The organism is Microbacterium schleiferi, from assembly GCF_015565955.1.
GTDB classification, from domain to species: Bacteria; Actinomycetota; Actinomycetes; order Actinomycetales; family Microbacteriaceae; genus Microbacterium; species Microbacterium schleiferi_A.
On sequence record NZ_CP064760.1, the window covers coordinates 3,172,831 to 3,189,914 of the forward strand.

Here is a 17,084-nt window from a genome sequence, read left to right on the forward strand (position 1 = left end):
TCTCACTTGCCCTGTGCGGTCAGCGCCCGGTGCAGTCGCGGGTAAACGCGGCGGGCGTTGCCCTCGAAGACGAGGTCGCGTTCGGCATCCGTCAGGTTCGGGGTGCCGTCGACGTACCGCTTGGTGTCGTCGAAGTAGTGGCCGGTGCGCGGGTCGATGTCGCGCACGGCGCCGATCATCTCGCTCGCGAACAGGATGTTCTCGGTCGGGATGACCTCGGTCAGCAGGTTGATGCCGGGCTGGTGGTAGACGCACGTGTCGAAGAACACGTTGTTCAGCAGGTGCTCTTCGAGCTCGGGCTTGCCGAGCGCCATCGCGAGTCCGCGGAACCGACCCCAGTGGTAGGGAACTGCGCCGCCGCCGTGGGGGATGACGAACTTCAGGTCGGGGAAGTCGCGGAACAGGTCACCCTTGAGTAGCTGCATGAATGCTGTCGTGTCGGCACCGAGGTAGTGGTCACCCGTCGTGTGGAACTGCGGCTTGCACGACGTGGAGACGTGGATCATCGCGGGGATCTCGTACTCGACGAGCTTCTCGTAGATCGGATACCACGAGCGATCTGTGAGGGCTGGAGCGGTCCAGAGCCCCCCGGAGGGGTCGGGGTTGAGGTTGATCTCGACGGCGCCGAGCTCTTCGACGGCCCGGACGAGCTCGGGCACCGAGGTCGCCGGGTCCTCGCCCGGCGACTGGGGCAGCATCGCGCCGATGATGAAGCGGTCGGGGAAGAGCTCGCTGACCCGGGCCACGAGGTCGTTGCAGATGCGCGCCCAGGTCTGGCTGACGGCGAGGTCGCCGATGTGGTGAGCCATGAACGACGCGCGCGGGCTGAAGACCGTGAGGTCTGAACCGCGCTCGTTCATGAGCTTCAGCTGGTTGGCCTCGATGGTCTCGCGGATGTCGTCGTCACTGATGTGGAGAGCCGCGGGGTCGGGCGCCTCAGCCTGACCGTTCGCGAAGGCGATCTGCAGGTCACGCCACGCCCCGAGTTGGGCCGGTGCCGTGGTGTAGTGGCCGTGGATGTCGATGATCACCGAGTGTCGTCCTTGTCACTGGATTGGGGGGTGCTGTCACTGCCGGGGGATGTCCCTGTCTCGAGAGTAAGTCGAGGCATTCATATGGTCCAATAGATTCCAGAGTCGTTCTCCATAGATGGAGTCAATGCATGGCTATCCCGGATCTGAACCAGTTGCGCACCTTCGTCGTGCTCTACGAGCTGCGCAGCCTGACGGCCACTGCCGAGTTTCTCCATGTCACGCAACCCACCGTGAGCTACACGCTCGCGCGGCTTCGAGAGCGCTTCGGCGACGACCTCTTCCGCCGCGAAGGTCACGTCATGGTGCCCACGACACGCGCCACCCAGCTGTTCGGCCCGCTGCACGAGGCGCTCGCACAGATCGAGTCGACGGTGAGCGACACTGCCACCTTCGATCCCTCAGCCTTCACCGGTGAACTCTCCCTCGGACTGACCTCCATCGGTGAGCAGACATTTCTGCCGCCGATCATGGCGGCCCTGGCCCGAGAGCGATCCACCGCGCGCCTCGCGGTGAAACGGTTGGATGCCGACGAGGTGGAGGAAGAGCTCGTGCGCGGGCACCTGGACCTCGCGATCACGGTTGCCCTGATGGATGCGTCGCGGCTGTGGCGCACGCCCGTGCGTGCCGTGGAGTACGTCGCCCTCACCTCGCGGCGGCATCCACTCCCGCCCCTGGGTCCTGACATGTTCGCCGGCCGGGGGTTCGTGCGCGTCTCCTCCCGCGGCGGGCACACCTACCCGCTCCAGCTGCTGCTCGAGCACGGCCTCATGCCGCAGGTGGCGCTCACGGTCGAGGAGTACGGCACCCTCCCCGCCGTGCTGCAAGACACCGACCTGGTCACGTTCCTCCCGCGTCATGTCGCGGAGGTGTTCTGCGGCTGGTTCCCGGCGCTACGGATCGCCGACCTGCCGTGGCCGGGCCAGAGCACACCGGTGGCGATCTTCACACGGCGCGAGTCGAGCCTCACGCCGGCGCAGCGGTGGTTCCGCCGGCTGGTTCACGGTGCCGTCGTCGAACCGGGGACTGAGATCTAGCCCCGGCGCGTCCGGTTCCAGCTCGCCTTGGCGGGGGCGAAGGGGCTGCGGACGTGGATCGACCAGGTGGAGTGCGGGTGGATCGACAGGATCGCCTTCTCCCACCACGTTCGAGCCTCTTCGGGAAGGGCGGGCAGGATGACATCCTTGTCCGCTTCGTCCTCCGGGTAGGGCCGCAGCGCTTTCCACACCAGCTGCACTTCGGGGGCGCCGGTCGGCACGCCGTCGATCTCGAGCACTGCCTTGTCCCACGGCAGCTGCAGGCGAGGGTCGCGGCGGTAGACCCAGCGGTCTGCCGTCCCGTCCTCGAGGTTGACCTGCAACACCCACGCATCCATCGCCGCATCGAAGATCCACGCCGCGGGGATGTCGGCGCCGTCGGGCAGGTCGGACCACAGGGTGAGATCATCGCCGACCTTCGCCCACGCGCTCATCCCGTCGGGAAGCGCATCGACGAGGGCGTCGAGCTGGTTGTAGACGGTGCTGATCGTCGTGCGATCGCGCTCCCGCAGCGGCTCGCCGCGCCACTGGTCGTAGGCGCTTCCACCCGAGAGCCACCAGCGCGCGTCGGTATCGGCGAGGAGGTCGGCGACGGATGCCGCATCCAGCCGCACCCAGGAGGTGTCGAGGCTCGGCTGTGGTTCGCTCATGGTCCTATTGTGCTCCGCTGCCGCTACCGGCGCTCAGCCGGGGAGGGCTTCGGCGAAGCCGCGCACGTGGGCGACCAGCTCGAGCGGGGTCGTGACCATGGGGAAGTGGCCGGTCGGGATCTCGACGACCTGCCACCCCGGTTCCTGCCGCACCAGCCGGCGCACGGGTTCGATCGTCGGGTAGGCAGGATCCGTGCAGTCGACGAACAGGCGCGGCACGGACTCGAGCAGCGCGGCGTCGTAGTCGAGGGGCTGGCGGTACATGCCGAACGGATGCGGCACGTGGCGTCGATTGAGCCACGCGGCATCCTCGGGGCTCAGGTCGAAACCCGCTTCGGCGTTCGGAGCCGGCAGGGCGTTGTCGTGTTCGGCCGCGGCGGCCAGGCGCGCGGCAGCAACCTCGGGCGGGTGGGCGACGCCCCATCCGTCACCCGGTTGGGGGAACATGGCGTCGACGTAGACGAGGCCGGCGAGCACGCCCGGATGCTGCTGCTGGAGCTCGACCGCCGCTCCGGTGACCACCATCCCGCCGTAGCTGTGCCCGACCAGCACGACCCGCTCGAGCTCTTCCATCTCGACCAGCCCGAGGACGTCGGCGATGTGGGTGTGCAGGTCGATGTCGGGTCGGCGCAGATGTGCACGCTCGCCATCACCGGTCAGAGTCACGGTGTGAACCTCGAAGCCGGCGTCGCGCAGGGGGCCCAGCACGCGGCGCCAGACCCATCCGCCGCCCCATGCGCCGTGGACCAGGACGAGACTCGGGGCAGGGGTGGGCATTGCGGAATTCCTTTCGTCGCGGCGACGCTGCGGACGTGTGGAGGCTATCAGCGCGATCACAATCGCGTGGACTCGGCCACCGAAAGGACTACGCCGCGGGGGTCGCCTCCGCGTCGACGGTCGCGATCGTCTCACCGCCGGGACCCGTTGCCGTGAGGGTGAACTGCGCGGTCATCTCGCCGCATCGCTCAGCCTCGCCGGAGAGCGCGACCTCGTCGCTGCCCCAGGTCCCCGACAGTCGCACGGCATCGGCGTCGGTCGTCGACCATCGGATGCGGTACAGGAAGGGCGTCTCCGTCGGACAACCGGCCACGCCGACCCAGCCGGCACTGACCTCGACCGTCGGCACAGGGAGGGCCGGGGGCGGTTCTTTCTCGGGTGGGTCCGTCGGTACCGACGTGGTCGGTGTTGCGCTCGGCGTCGGGGTGGGCCGGGGAGTGGGTGGAGGCGTTGGCGTTGGGGTCATCGACGGTGGCGTTGGCGTTGGCGTGGCTGTCGTCGCGGGTGTGGATGCCGCGCCGAGTCCCAGCGAAACCGCGGCGATGCCTCCTGCGAGCAGCAGCACCGCCGCCACCACGATGAGCGCGATGGCTCCGCGCGAGAGCGTGCGGCCGCGGGTGGCACGACGCGCGCCTGTCAGGGGGCTCGTCGCCTCGGATTGCATCGCGTCAGCGGCCCCGGATGCGGCGGCATCCGTCTTCGGCGCCCCGCCGTTCGAAGACCCGGGGCTCGGCGGTGGGCCCGCACTGTGTGCATCCGCGCTCGGGGCATCCACGCTCGGGGCATCCACGCTCGGGGCATCCACGCTCGGGGCATCCACGCTGTGAGCTCCGCCGGAACCTGCGGCCCACGACGACGGCACCGGGACGCCCTGGGCGGCGAGGGCCTGAGCGCTCGCGGCCCGCAGGGATGGCGCCACCGCGACGAGCGGTACCGCCGCAAAGAGGGCAACCGGGCTGGTGAGGGTGCGTTGCTGCCGCGCGCACGCGTCGCACGCCTTCGCGTGCCGATCGATCACGCGAACGAGCTGTGGCCCGAATTCCTCGATCCGCGCGGCGGCAAGCTCCGCCGCCAGCTCGGTGCACCGGGGCGACCCCCGGTGCCAGAGGAGCCGGGCGCGAATGGCCGTTCCCAGCCGGCCCCGCATCCGGTGCAGCGCCTGATTGGCCGCGTTCGGTTCGATCCCTAGCTCGTCCGCGAGGTCCTTGGCTTCCAGGCCGTGTCGAAGGTGAAGATCCAGGATGCTCGCATCCCGCTCACCGAGGGCGGCGGCGGCATGCCACACCAGGTCGTGCGCCTCGCGCCGCTGCGCCTCCTGCTCCGGATCGCCCAGGCTCGCCGCCGTGTCGGCCGGCTCGAGCATCCACTCCTCATCGGTGGGGAGCATCCGCTGTTCGTGGGCGAGCCGATCCAGCGACCTATTGCGAGACATCCGCAGCACCCACCCGCCGAACGACCCGGGGGCGGTGAGCGTGTCGAGCTTCTGCCAGGCGGCGAGCATGACGTCCTGCGTGACCTCGGCGGCCCGGTCGCGGTCGCGCAGGATCCGCCACGACACCTCCCAGCACCGGTCGAACCATGCTTCGACGAGCTGCGCGAAGGCATCCTTGTGGCCTTCGCGAACGGCTTCGACCAGCCGCGCGTCTCGCTCCGTCTCCGGTCGTGCCTGACCGTCCACACGGGTACCTTTCCGTCGTCACGAGATCATCACCGGTGTTCCCAGGGGTAGCAGAGCTGCCAGTTCGGCAACAAGCCCGTTGTCGATGCGCAGGCACCCGTGGGAGACCGCCTGGCCGATGCTGCTCGGCACGTTCGTGCCGTGGATGCCGACCTGACCGTCTCCCCCGGCGAACTCGGTGAGCACGTCGGAGTAGGCCGACAGGCCCAGCGCGTAGGGGCCGTAGCCGCCGTCGGGGTCGCCGGTTTCCAGTTTGTCGGTGACGTAGAAGCGACCCGTGGGCGTGGGGTGGTCGGGATCGCCGATCGCCGTCGGCGTGCTCCACACGACCTCCTCGCCCTCCCGCAGCGTGAGCGTGCGCGCCGCGAGGTCCACCCGCACCTCGAGCGCGACCTCGCGCACCTCCACCGCATCGGAACGGATCCAGCCGAGGGTTCCGTTGGGCCTGCCCGGGAGCAGCACCTCGAGCCATCCGGCATCCTCGCCCGCTCCGACGCGCGTGATCAGCAGCACTGTCTGTGATCCGAAGTCGGTTGCGGCGGCCAGGGACCGCTGAACGGAGCCGCGGGGCGCGTCGAAGACGTCAGTCGCTTCGTGCAGGCGAGCCACGGTGGCGGGTCCCGCCGCGGCATCGGGCGAGGCCAGCGTCATCGCGGGCTCCGCAGTCGCGGGCGGCGCGGGGGCCGGACCCGCCGGCTCGCCGCAACCGGCGAGCACGGCGGACCCGAGAGCGAGGACGAGCACCAGCGCGAGGCGGTGCCGGATGCGTGCGATGTCCATGTCCGTCTCCTCTCGCTGCGGCGCTCAGCCCGTGAAGTCCGGGTTGGCCCGCAGCGGCAGATCGTTGTCGCAGTCGATGACGACCTCCTGCCAGTCGGATGCGTAGAACCCGGTGGTGGTGTGGAGGAGGGCACGCACGTCGAACAGTCCCTCGCCCGAGGGGACGGTCCCGGTCTGGGCGAGGCTCTGGCTCGTCGCGCCGTTCTCGTCCATCCATTGGAACTCGACGCCGGTCGCGGTGACCGGGGCGTTGTGCGTCGTGATCACGTAGGCGATTCCGGCTGCGGTGCCGCACGAAGCGTCAGCGGTCACGGTGACCTTGGGCTTCGGGGCGAGGTCGCCGTCGAGGTCGTCGATCGCGTGTCGCGCCGAGCCGGATGCCGTCAGCGCGGCGGCCTCTGCCGGAACCGCGACAGCTGGCGCCGCGACTCCGGCGATCAGCGCGACGGCGAGCGCGGCGCCCGAGCCGACGGTGAGGTGAGAAGTGAGGTCCATGATCGTCTCCTTACGGGGTGACGGGGGCGGCTCTTCCGCTCCCATTCCCCAGTCCTGACGATCGACGGGCGACGCTCTTACAGGTTGTGCTCGACTTTTTTCCCGGAGGTGGTTTCCGTTCCAGTGGAGGTCACCGGTACGGCATCACGGGTCAACGCGCACGATACGCACGGTCGCGATCCGTCGTCGATCCAGCGCAGTGACCTGAAGGGTCGCCCCGGGGATGTCGACCGTGTCGCCCACGATCGCGAGGCGCCCCAGCTGCTCGATCACGTATCCGGCTACCGTGTCGGAGCTGCCGCGCGGCAGCTCGATGCCGGTGCGTTCCTCGAACTCTTGGAGATTGAGGCGGCCCTCGATCGTGTCGCTGCCGACCATCGGATTCTCGGTGGTGTCGTATTCGTCGAAGATCTCACCCACGACCTCTTCGACGAGATCCTCAAGCGTGACGATCCCATCGGTTCCGCCGTACTCATCGACGACGACAGCGATGTGGTGGCCGCGCGCTCGCAGACTTGTGAGCGTCGGAAGAACGCGTGCGGTAGCCGGCACGTACGGAATCTCCCGCGCCAGGGCCGTGACCGGTTGCGCACCGTCGTCGGCTGCCGCGTCGAAGAGGTCTCGTACGTGGACGAATCCGATGATGTCGTCGATCGAGGTATCGGCGACCGGGTACCGGGAGTAGGGCAGGTCGCGCACCCGTTCGATCGCCTCGCCGACGCTGGTTCCGTCATCCAGGGCGACGACCTCGGGCCGTGGGCGCATGACCTCGCTCACTTGTCGGCCCCGGAGCGACAGGACGTCGTCGAGGATGCGGCGCTCGTCTTCGGGCAGGCCCTGGTGGGAGGTGACGATGTCACGGATCTCTTCGTCGCTGAGCTCGTCGGCGGTCTTGTTCGGGTCGCCGCCGAGCAGCCGTACGAGCGCATTCGTCGACACCGACAGCAGCCAGATGACGGGACGCATCAGCACGGCGAACCCGTCCAGCACCGGCGCGACGGCGTACGCGAATTGCGCGTTGCGCTGGATCGCGAGTCGCTTGGGAACGAGTTCGCCCAGCACGAGCGAGAGGTACGCGATCGCGAGGGTCAACCCGATCGCCGCGACCGTCGCAGCGACCGGCTCCGCGAAGCCGAGAGCGGTCAGCAACGGCGTCACCGACGGGGCGATGGATGCTGCGCCGTACGCCGCCGAGGCAAAGCCGGCGACGGTGACCCCGATCTGCACCGCAGACAGGAACGTGTTCGGGTTGCGGGCAAGCGCCGCGACCCTCGCTCCCCGCTTGCCGCGCGCGGCGATCGCGTTGAGTTGACTCTCGCGAAGCGTCACGAGGGCCATCTCGGTCGCGGCGAACACGCCACCGATGAGCACGAACACCACGACAAGCGCGATGTTCCACCACAGTTCGCCCATCAGCGGGTCACCCCGCCGTGCGCGGTCTCCCGGTTGCCGCCCGGGGTCACCCAGGCGCTGCGTCTGTCACCGAGGGCATCGGCACCCGCGGCCGTTCGCGTTGCGGTCACGGGCGCTCCCGCGCGTCGGTGATCGCATCGGCGGCGGCATCCTCGTCGCTCGCCTTCTCGGCGATCGCGCTGGCGCGGCTGTCTTTGCGGGTCTTCGCCAGGCTCGCGACCGTGGCCACCGCGATCGTGCCCGCGATGAACAGCAGCGACACCCAGATCGGGATCTCGGGAATCACGGTGATCGGCTCTCCGCCGTTGAGGAACGGCAGCTCGTTCTTGTGAAGGGCGTGGATGAGCAGCTTCACCCCGATGAAGGCGAGGATGACGGCGAGGCCCTGTGCGAGGTAGACCAGGCGCTCCAGCAGCCCGCCGATGAGGAAGTAGAGCTGGCGAAGGCCCATGAGGGCGAAGGCGTTTGCGGTGAAGACGATGTACGCCTCCTGCGTGAGCCCGTAGATCGCGGGGATCGAGTCAACCGCGAAGATGAGGTCAACGAACCCGATCGCGATGATGACGAGGAGCATCGGGGTGACGAAGCGGCGTCCGTCCTTCTTCACCGTCAGTTTGTCACCGTTGTACTCGTCGCTCACCGGCAGGATGCGGCGCATGAACCGCATGAACTTGCCGTTGGCGGGGTCGGACTCGCCGTGGCTGAACGCCTGCCGGTAGGCGAGGTAGAGCAGCAAACCGCCGAAGATCCAGAAGACCCAGGAGAAGTTCTCGATCAGGGCAGCGCCGACGGCGATGAAGATGCCGCGCATGATGAGGGCGATGACGATGCCGATCATCAGCACCTTCTGCTGGTAGATCTTCGGCACCGCGAAGCCGGTCATGACGATGAGGAAGACGAAGAGGTTGTCGATCGACAGAGCCTTTTCGGTCAGGTAGCCGGCGAAGTACTCGCCGCCGAAGTCCCATCCCGAGACGATCCCGATTCCCACACCGAACAGCAGGGCAAGCCCGATGTAGAACGCCGACCACCGGGCGGATTCGCCCAGGGTCGGCTCATGGGGCTTGCGCACATGCGCATAGAACTCGTACACGAAGAACGCGATCGTGACCGCGATCGTGATGAGCCAGACCGTCAGGGTGACGTTCACAAGGGACTCCTGCCTTGGCGTTGATGATCAGATCTACGCCAAGGTCTTCTCCATCCCCGGAACGGGAACCGGCGGCCCGGAATGCGTTCGTCCGCATCCGTAATGACGAGCCAACCGTGGTGGAGTACTCCCCTTGGTTACGCGCGACGATACCGGAATCGCAGTTCCTATTTCTGAGAAGGGGCTGGGAGATCGGGAATCTGTTGCGGCCGCCCTTCTGCCCCCGGCGACTGCGAGGATGGCCCCATGAGCGATTCGCGCGAGGCGCGGGCCGAGCAACGGCGCCGGGACGGCTCCAATGACCAGCCCGTCGAAGAAGAGATCGAGATCGAGTTCGAAGAGGTCGTCGGCGAGGGGCTGAGCGGCTGCACCGGACGTTTCGCGCGACGCTCGTCACCGGATTCCTGGGCGGGATCGAGGTCGGGATCGGCGTGCTCGTCTACCTCGGCATCCTCTACGAGACAGGGGATCAGCTGCTGGCGGGCCTCGGATTTAGCATCGGGCTCGTCGCGCTTCTGCTGGCACACAGCGAGCTCTTCACCGAGAACTTCCTGATGCCGATCGCCGCCCTGGTCGCTCGGGAAGGCACCGGAGTCGAGCTCGCCAAGCTCTGGGGCGGTACGCTGCTCGCCAATCTGCTCGGCGGCTGGCTGATCATGGCCATCATCGTCTTCGCCTTTCCCGACTGGCACCCGGTCCTCGCCGAGACCGCTCAGCACTTCATCGATGCCCCCCTCAGTCTCGAATTCGCTGCTCTCGCGATTCTCGGCGGTGCCGTCATCACTCTCATGACGAGGATGCAGACGGGCACCGAGTCCGTGCCCGCGAAGATCGCGGCGGCTGTTGCGGGCGGCTTCGTGCTCGCCGGCTTCCAGCTGTTCCACTCCATCCTGGATTCGCTGTTCGCCTTCGGGGCGATCATCAGCGGAGCTCCGATCACGTATCTGGATTGGCTGCTCTGGTTCCTGCCGGTGCTTCTGTTGAACCTGATCGGCGGCCTCCTGCTGGTCACCGTGCTGCGCATCGTGCGAACCGGGGAGCTGTTCGAGCTTCGACGCCACAGGAACGCCGGGAGAGCTTAGCCTCGATCCACCGATGGACGGGGCGTTGAGCGAGCGTCGTGACGTAGAAATGCCCCTCTGATCAGGAAGAATAGAGCTTGCTTAGGGTTCTGTTCGTCTGGTCGGAGAGGCATCTCGTAGATGCAATTCAAGCACGCCCCCGCCGCAGTGTCTGCGGTGTTCGATGATCCGAATCTCGTGTCGGCCGCGGGGCTGGTGCCGATGCTCCGCCTGGCGCGTTCCGCGGGGTTGGACGAGCTCGCGCGTGAGCGGTTGAGCGTCCCGACGGATAAGGGCGCCAACGCGGGTGCGAAGGTGATGGCACTGGTCGCGGGCATGCTCGCCGGGGCGGACTCGATCGACGACATGAACCTGCTCCGCCATGGCGGAATGGGCCGGTTGTTCGACCGGACGTATGCGCCGTCGACGCTCGGGTCGTTCCTGCGGGAGTTCCGGTTCGGACACGTCCGCCAGCTCGACGCCGTCGCCTCCCGGGTGTTCGCGAATCTCGCTGTCGACGCGCCGCTGCTCCGAGCAGGCGATGGCGAGCGGGTGATGGTGGATCTGGACGACACCATCATCGAGGTCCACGGATACCAGAAGCAGGGCGCCGGTTTCGGGTACTCCGGCGTCCGGGGGCTGAACGCCCTCCTCGCCACGGCATCGACCACCTCGTCGGCGCCGGTGATCCTGGCCCAGCGGTTGCGGCAGGGGAAGACCGGGTCCCCGAAGGGGGCCGCGCGGATCGTCGGCGATGCTCTCGCCACCCTGCGCCGCACCCGCGCCGCGACCGGGGCCAGGCCGTTGCTGCGGGCGGACTCCGCGTTCTACGGACACGCGACCGTCGGCACCGCGATCAAGGCGGGCGCCGACGTGTCGGTGACCGTGAGGATGGACCCGGCGGTGAAGGCCGCGATCGCGACCATCCCGGATGATGCGTGGGAGATGATCGAGTACACCGACGCGATCCGTGACGAGACCACCGGGCAGCTGATCTCCAAAGCCGAGGTCGCCGAGGTCCCGTTCACCGCGTTCCGCTCGAGGAAGAAGGCGGAACAGGTCGCCGGACGGTTGGTGGTGCGGCGCATCCCCGATCTGAACCCGAGACAGGTGGAGCAGCCGACCCTGTTCGACGTCTACCGGCATCACGCGTTCTTCACCACCACAGCGAAGGAGGTGATGGACACGGTGGCCGCGGACAAGACCCACCGCGGTCACGCGATCATCGAGCAGGTCCACGCCGACCTCAAAGCGGGGCCGCTCGCGCACCTGCCCTCCGGGGTGTTCACCGCGAACAGCGCCTGGCTCGTCATCGCCGTGATCGCATTCAACCTCACCCGCGCTGCCGGTCTCGTCGCCGACCGAGCGGGACGGCTCGCGAGAGCAACGACCGCGACGATCCGCCGCACCCTGATCCACGTCCCCGCACGGCTGGCGCGCTCCGCGCGCCGAATCACGCTGCACCTGCCCGAGGCCTGGCCATGGCAGACCGCGTTCGACCGGCTCTTCACAGCCACGCACGCGCCACCGCCAACGGTGACCACCTGACCATCGCCGCAACGCGGCACGACCGAGGACCAAGTGGACGACCGGGATGCGACGCCCGGAACTCAACCCTGCCCTCGACGCGTCACCGCGCCCCGATCATGCCGCCCCGGCACACCCACGGCTCATCGGTGGATCGAGGCTTAGGCCCGCGACCCTGCGGGGGAGGCTGTCTCGCGGTCTCTATCCCGCCCCGTTCGACGACTCACCCGTCCTCGCGCGGGCGGGCATGATCGGCGCGTTCCGGTGCGTACCCAGCCTCTCCGCTGACATCGGAAATGGCATCGTTGTCTCCGGTCGCCGGTGCTGCAGGCGACGCTCCCTCGTCGAGGTCGTGCTTCTCCAGCCGAAGCGCGTCGCGAGCGTCTTCTCCCGACAACCCGAACAGGGTTCGAACGTGCACATCTCGCTGCGGGAACGGGATCTCGATGCTGTGACGCTGGAGCGCAGTATGCAAAGCCCAGTTGTAGGCGGCTGTGACAGCGACCGGCTTCATGGTGGCTTCGGGATTGAGCCAGACGACGAGTTCGAATCCCAGTGCGCTGTCGCCGAACTCGCTCAACCACACCTGCGGGCGTAAGGGACCTTCGAGGTCGAGTGTGAACGGCACCGCCTCCGCCGCTTCGAGCGCAGCCCTCTTCACCAACTCCTTGTCGGTACCGTACGCAACGCCGAAGGGGATGCGTACGCGGCGGCGTACCTCGCGGTGCGTCCAGTTGACGACCCGGCCTGTGACGAACTCGGAGTTCGGGACGATGACGTCGATGTTGTCGTTGGTAACGATGGTCGTTGCACGCATCCGGATGTCGCGCACCTGCCCGGTCGCACCCGATTCGAGTTCGACGAAGTCACCGACCTTAAGTGACTTGTCCAGCAGCAGCACAATTCCCGCGACGAAGTTCGCGACGAGGGACTGCAGGCCGAACCCGAGTCCCACGCCAAGCGCACCGGCGAGGAGGGTGAACTCGCTCAGCGGAACACCCAGCTCAGAGATGACGAGAAAGAACCCGACCGTCAGGACCGTGTAGGTCACCAGGCGCGAGAGCGTGTACCAGGTGGCGGTGTGTGCCGTGTCCTTGCGCCGGGAGTAGCGCACGATCAATCGTCGCAGCACGATGGCTGCGATGATCGCGACGAACGCGATGATCGCGGCGGTGATCAGGTCGGACCACGCATACGTGTTGTCGAGGATCTCGACGACCTCCGCGTTGACGTCTGGCATTTTCTCACCTCACCACAGACGACGACCGACCACGAGCTGGCCCCGCCGGTGCGTCACAGACCGTCACCGATGCGAGGCGACCGTGGCGGAAACGAGGAGCCGAGTAGACATCGAGCACGCTTTGCATCGCGAGCGCATTCGACGGGTGGCCCGCTGAGCTATTCGATCCGGTACACGCGGGTCCGCATCCATTTGCCGGCTGCTCGAGCGGCGCGGTCCATCGGGCTTCCGAGCGGGTTGTCGCTGGTCATGTAGGTCCAGGTGGCTGATGGGCGGCGAAGCCCCAGCACAGTGATGTCCTGCCCCACCTGTGCAGGTGTGACTTCGCGAATGATGTCGGCGGCGCGGTCGTAGGCGGCACTAAACCTCGATCCACCGATGGACGGGGCGTTGAGCGAGCGTCGTGACGTAGAAATGCCCCTCTGATCAGGAAGAATAGAGCTTGCTTAGGGTTCTGTTCGTCTGGTCGGAGAGGCATCTCGTAGATGCAATTCAAGCACGCCCCCGCCGCAGTGTCTGCGGTGTTCGATGATCCGAATCTCGTGTCGGCCGCGGGGCTGGTGCCGATGCTCCGCCTGGCGCGTTCCGCGGGGTTGGACGAGCTCGCGCGTGAGCGGTTGAGCGTCCCGACGGATAAGGGCGCCAACGCGGGTGCGAAGGTGATGGCACTGGTCGCGGGCATGCTCGCCGGGGCGGACTCGATCGACGACATGAACCTGCTCCGCCATGGCGGAATGGGCCGGTTGTTCGACCGGACGTATGCGCCGTCGACGCTCGGGTCGTTCCTGCGGGAGTTCCGGTTCGGACACGTCCGCCAGCTCGACGCCGTCGCCTCCCGGGTGTTCGCGAATCTCGCTGTCGACGCGCCGCTGCTCCGAGCAGGCGATGGCGAGCGGGTGATGGTGGATCTGGACGACACCATCATCGAGGTCCACGGATACCAGAAGCAGGGCGCCGGTTTCGGGTACTCCGGCGTCCGGGGCTGAACGCCCTCCTCGCCACGGCATCGACCACCTCGTCGGCGCCGGTGATCCTGGCCCAGCGGTTGCGGCAGGGGAAGACCGGGTCCCCGAAGGGGGCCGCGCGGATCGTCGGCGATGCTCTCGCCACCCTGCGCCGCACCCGCGCCGCGACCGGGGCCAGGCCGTTGCTGCGGGCGGACTCCGCGTTCTACGGACACGCGACCGTCGGCACCGCGATCAAGGCGGGCGCCGACGTGTCGGTGACCGTGAGGATGGACCCGGCGGTGAAGGCCGCGATCGCGACCATCCCGGATGATGCGTGGGAGATGATCGAGTACACCGACGCGATCCGTGACGAGACCACCGGGCAGCTGATCTCCAAAGCCGAGGTCGCCGAGGTCCCGTTCACCGCGTTCCGCTCGAGGAAGAAGGCGGAACAGGTCGCCGGACGGTTGGTGGTGCGGCGCATCCCCGATCTGAACCCGAGACAGGTGGAGCAGCCGACCCTGTTCGACGTCTACCGGCATCACGCGTTCTTCACCACCACAGCGAAGGAGGTGATGGACACGGTGGCCGCGGACAAGACCCACCGCGGTCACGCGATCATCGAGCAGGTCCACGCCGACCTCAAAGCGGGGCCGCTCGCGCACCTGCCCTCCGGGGTGTTCACCGCGAACAGCGCCTGGCTCGTCATCGCCGTGATCGCATTCAACCTCACCCGCGCTGCCGGTCTCGTCGCCGACCGAGCGGGACGGCTCGCGAGAGCAACGACCGCGACGATCCGCCGCACCCTGATCCACGTCCCCGCACGGCTGGCGCGCTCCGCGCGCCGAATCACGCTGCACCTGCCCGAGGCCTGGCCATGGCAGACCGCGTTCGACCGGCTCTTCACAGCCACGCACGCGCCACCGCCAACGGTGACCACCTGACCATCGCCGCAACGCGGCACGACCGAGGACCAAGTGGACGACCGGGATGCGACGCCCGGAACTCAACCCTGCCCTCGACGCGTCACCGCGCCCCGATCATGCCGCCCCGGCACACCCACGGCTCATCGGTGGATCGAGGCTAAAGAACCCGTGGAACTCGCGCAGCGCGATGCGGTGGAACTCGTCGCGCGGGTTGACGCCGGCGAGGGCCTGCAGGTGGATTCCGTCGCGGATCTCGGTCAGGAGAGCAAGGTGGTCGCACCATTGCTCATCGAGGCACCACAGAGCGACGTCGCGGGCGAGACTGGCAACGGTCGAGGGCGACGATGCCGAGGCAAGGCGGTCGATCTCCTGCGGGATGCGTCGAGTGACCTCGACTGTGGCATGGTCACCGTTCATCACCTCGTCTCGCTCGGCAAGGACGGTGTCGCGCTGGCGAGCGATCGCGCGGTTGAAGTCCCAGGTATCACGGTGGCGGTCGCGTCGGATGCCCTCGGCGATCCGCTGCGCCTGGTCGACGATAGGTCTGAGCGTGGCCTGGTCAAGTTGCGGCCCTCCTCGTCGGATCTTCTCGAGCACGTGGTCGGGAGCGTTGGCCTGTACGAGTTCATCGGTAGTGCTCACGAACGTGAGAGTCGCGCCGGGATCGCCCTGCCTGCCTGAACGGCCGCGCAGTTGCGCATCGAGACGGCTGGACGGATACCGGCCAATCTGCAGCACCGCCAGGCCCCGCTCGCCGCGACGGCTCGATGACCGTGCTCATCGACGCCCCCAAGGCGGATATCTGTGCCACGCCCTGACATCTGGGTGGAGATCGTGACCGCCCCGAACCCCCCGGCCGCGGCGATGACCGCGGCCTCGCGCGAGTCATTGCGGGCGTTGAGCACCTGAGCGTCGATTCCCGCCTCGGCAAGCACGGTCGCGTACTGCTCAGACTGGGCGACGCTCTGCGTGCCCACGAGCACCGGCTGCCCTTCGCGATGACGCTCCCGGATCTCAACCATCACGGCATCCATCCGAGCGTGATCGTCGAGGAGGACACGCTGCGGCGCGTCTACCCGCTGGTTGGGTAGCCGCCGCTCGACTCGACCGGAGCGCAGCGAGTAGAACTCGGCGAGTTCCTCTGCGACAACGACGACTGTTCCGCTCATGCCCGACAGGGTCAGGTAGCGGCGCAAGAGATCCTGCACCGTGACCGTATCGAGAACGATGCCCGGCGAAGAGACGGTGAGCTGCTCCTTGGCCTCGACCGCTGCGTGCAGTCCGTCTGGCCACCGTTGCTGGTGCGCGACACGACCTCTCGCGGCGTTGATGAGTTTGATCGCGTCGTCGACGACCAAGTAGTCGACATCGCGACGAACGAGAACGCGAGCGTGGAGGGCGAGGTTGAGCCGTGTGAGTGTCGCCGTGTGTGCGGCGTCATAGAGGTTCACGCCGCCGAGCCTGTTTTCTAGGAGATCGAGGCCGGCGTCGGTCAGCGAGACAGTGGCTTGGTCGGCATCGACGACGTAGTGCACATCGATGTCGAGTTCCTGCACCAAGGCGTTAGCCAGTGTGAAGTCTCCGGGGGTGTCCGGGGACGTTCCGGCAAGAACGAGCGGTGACATCGCCTCATCGATCATCACGGCATCGGCCTCGTCGACAATCGCGACATCCAGCACCGGATGCACCCGGTCTGCTTCGGCCGTCGCGAATCGGTCCCGGAGCACGTCGTACCCGACCTCGCTGACCGGCGCGTAGACGACGTCGCATCGGTACATCTCAGCGCGCGTCGACGGCGGCGTGTGCTGACCGACCCAGCCGACACGGATGCCGAGGAGCTCGAACAGCGGACGCATCCACGCGGCATCGCGTTCCGCCAGGTAGTCGTTCACCGACAGCACATGCACCCGGCGACCCGCGACGACGAAAGCTGCCGCGGCGAGGGCGCCAGCGAGAGTCTTCCCTTCACCGGTGTCCATCTCGACCGCGTTTCCCGCTGCCAACGCGCAAGCCGCCAGCAACTGCTCATCGAACGGCTCCTGCCCGAGCGCGCGCAGGGCAGCCGTGCGGAGGACCGCTAACAGCTCAGCGGTCGGCTCGACCACAGCACCACGACCAGGGGAGATCAGTGCCTCCCGCGCGGCGCGTGACAACTCGACGTCATTGAGATCGTCAGCCCACTGCCGGCTCTCGTTCGCCGCAGAGACGACTCGACGAAAGCCCCGGAACGACGCGGAGCCGGGCGCCCCGATCACTCGCTCCATCCACCGCCTCATGCCGCCATCCAAACACGACGGCCCTGAGCGTTATGGAGTGAGCCCGGCGACCGAAGTGTCTCGATGGACATCCCGTGGACATTTCATCTGCGAAAT

14 protein-coding genes and 1 pseudogene are annotated in these 17,084 nt (G+C 67.6%); 4 read left to right on the forward strand and 11 right to left on the reverse strand.

What is annotated here, in order from left to right:
* Positions 1-2: 2 nt before the first annotated feature.
* On the reverse strand, positions 3-1,031 hold the full coding sequence (locus IT882_RS15460) for an amidohydrolase family protein (RefSeq protein WP_195692580.1): 1,029 nt from the start codon (positions 1,029-1,031) through the stop codon (positions 3-5).
* A 131-nt stretch (positions 1,032-1,162) separates the two neighbouring features.
* Between IT882_RS15460 and IT882_RS15465 the strand changes: the two genes are divergently transcribed.
* Positions 1,163-2,068: a LysR family transcriptional regulator gene (locus tag IT882_RS15465; protein ID WP_195692581.1), complete on the forward strand. Its 906-nt coding sequence runs from the start codon at positions 1,163-1,165 to the stop codon at positions 2,066-2,068.
* Here IT882_RS15465 and IT882_RS15470 read toward each other — a convergent pair.
* The 7 genes from IT882_RS15470 to IT882_RS15500 all read right to left on the reverse strand — a co-directional run bounded on the left by IT882_RS15470 (position 2,065) and on the right by IT882_RS15500 (position 9,011).
* On the reverse strand, positions 2,065-2,718 hold the full coding sequence (locus IT882_RS15470) for a hypothetical protein (RefSeq protein WP_195692582.1): 654 nt from the start codon (positions 2,716-2,718) through the stop codon (positions 2,065-2,067). The genes IT882_RS15465 and IT882_RS15470 overlap by 4 nt on opposite strands.
* A 33-nt stretch (positions 2,719-2,751) precedes the next feature.
* A complete protein-coding gene (locus IT882_RS15475; RefSeq protein ID WP_195692583.1) occupies positions 2,752-3,495 on the reverse strand; it encodes an alpha/beta fold hydrolase in 744 nt (247 codons plus the stop codon).
* An 88-nt stretch (positions 3,496-3,583) separates the two neighbouring features.
* Complete coding sequence (locus IT882_RS15480; RefSeq protein WP_195692584.1) at positions 3,584-5,173, reverse strand: RNA polymerase sigma factor; 1,590 nt, start codon at positions 5,171-5,173, stop codon at positions 3,584-3,586.
* Positions 5,174-5,191: 18 nt separating this feature from the next.
* Positions 5,192-5,953: a L,D-transpeptidase gene (locus tag IT882_RS15485; RefSeq protein WP_195692585.1), complete on the reverse strand. Its 762-nt coding sequence runs from the start codon at positions 5,951-5,953 to the stop codon at positions 5,192-5,194.
* A 24-nt stretch (positions 5,954-5,977) separates the two neighbouring features.
* Complete coding sequence (locus IT882_RS15490) at positions 5,978-6,448, reverse strand: hypothetical protein (RefSeq protein WP_195692586.1); 471 nt, start codon at positions 6,446-6,448, stop codon at positions 5,978-5,980.
* Positions 6,449-6,592: 144 nt separating this feature from the next.
* A complete protein-coding gene (locus IT882_RS15495; RefSeq protein WP_195692587.1) occupies positions 6,593-7,861 on the reverse strand; it encodes a hemolysin family protein in 1,269 nt (422 codons plus the stop codon).
* A gap of 106 nt (positions 7,862-7,967) precedes the next feature.
* Positions 7,968-9,011 (reverse strand): TerC family protein, encoded by a 1,044-nt coding sequence (locus tag IT882_RS15500; protein ID WP_195692588.1) that lies wholly within the window; start codon positions 9,009-9,011, stop codon positions 7,968-7,970.
* Positions 9,012-9,415: 404 nt separating this feature from the next.
* Between IT882_RS15500 and IT882_RS15505 the strand changes: the two genes are divergently transcribed.
* Positions 9,416-10,093 carry a formate/nitrite transporter family protein gene (locus tag IT882_RS15505; RefSeq protein WP_324253951.1) on the forward strand — a complete coding sequence of 226 codons (678 nt, stop codon included), beginning with the start codon at positions 9,416-9,418 and terminating at the stop codon, positions 10,091-10,093.
* A gap of 120 nt (positions 10,094-10,213) precedes the next feature.
* Positions 10,214-11,620: an IS1380 family transposase gene (locus IT882_RS15510; protein ID WP_135950160.1), complete on the forward strand. Its 1,407-nt coding sequence runs from the start codon at positions 10,214-10,216 to the stop codon at positions 11,618-11,620.
* 202 nt (positions 11,621-11,822) lie between these two features.
* Here IT882_RS15510 and IT882_RS15515 read toward each other — a convergent pair whose 3' ends face one another.
* Positions 11,823-12,839, reverse strand: coding sequence for a mechanosensitive ion channel family protein (locus IT882_RS15515; RefSeq protein ID WP_195692589.1), 1,017 nt, complete (start codon positions 12,837-12,839; stop codon positions 11,823-11,825).
* Between the two features lie 485 nt (positions 12,840-13,324).
* Here IT882_RS15515 and IT882_RS15520 point away from each other — a divergent pair.
* Positions 13,325-14,730: pseudogene (locus IT882_RS15520) on the forward strand (IS1380 family transposase).
* A gap of 96 nt (positions 14,731-14,826) precedes the next feature.
* On the opposite strand, the gene IT882_RS15525 reads toward IT882_RS15520, so the two are convergent.
* Both IT882_RS15525 and IT882_RS15530 read right to left on the reverse strand, forming a co-directional pair.
* Positions 14,827-15,450 (reverse strand): hypothetical protein, encoded by a 624-nt coding sequence (locus IT882_RS15525; RefSeq protein WP_418887761.1) that lies wholly within the window; start codon positions 15,448-15,450, stop codon positions 14,827-14,829.
* Positions 15,351-16,976 (reverse strand): hypothetical protein, encoded by a 1,626-nt coding sequence (locus tag IT882_RS15530; RefSeq protein WP_195692591.1) that lies wholly within the window; start codon positions 16,974-16,976, stop codon positions 15,351-15,353. Before IT882_RS15530 ends, IT882_RS15525 begins: the two co-directional genes overlap by 100 nt.
* Between the last annotated feature and the right edge of the window lie 108 nt (positions 16,977-17,084).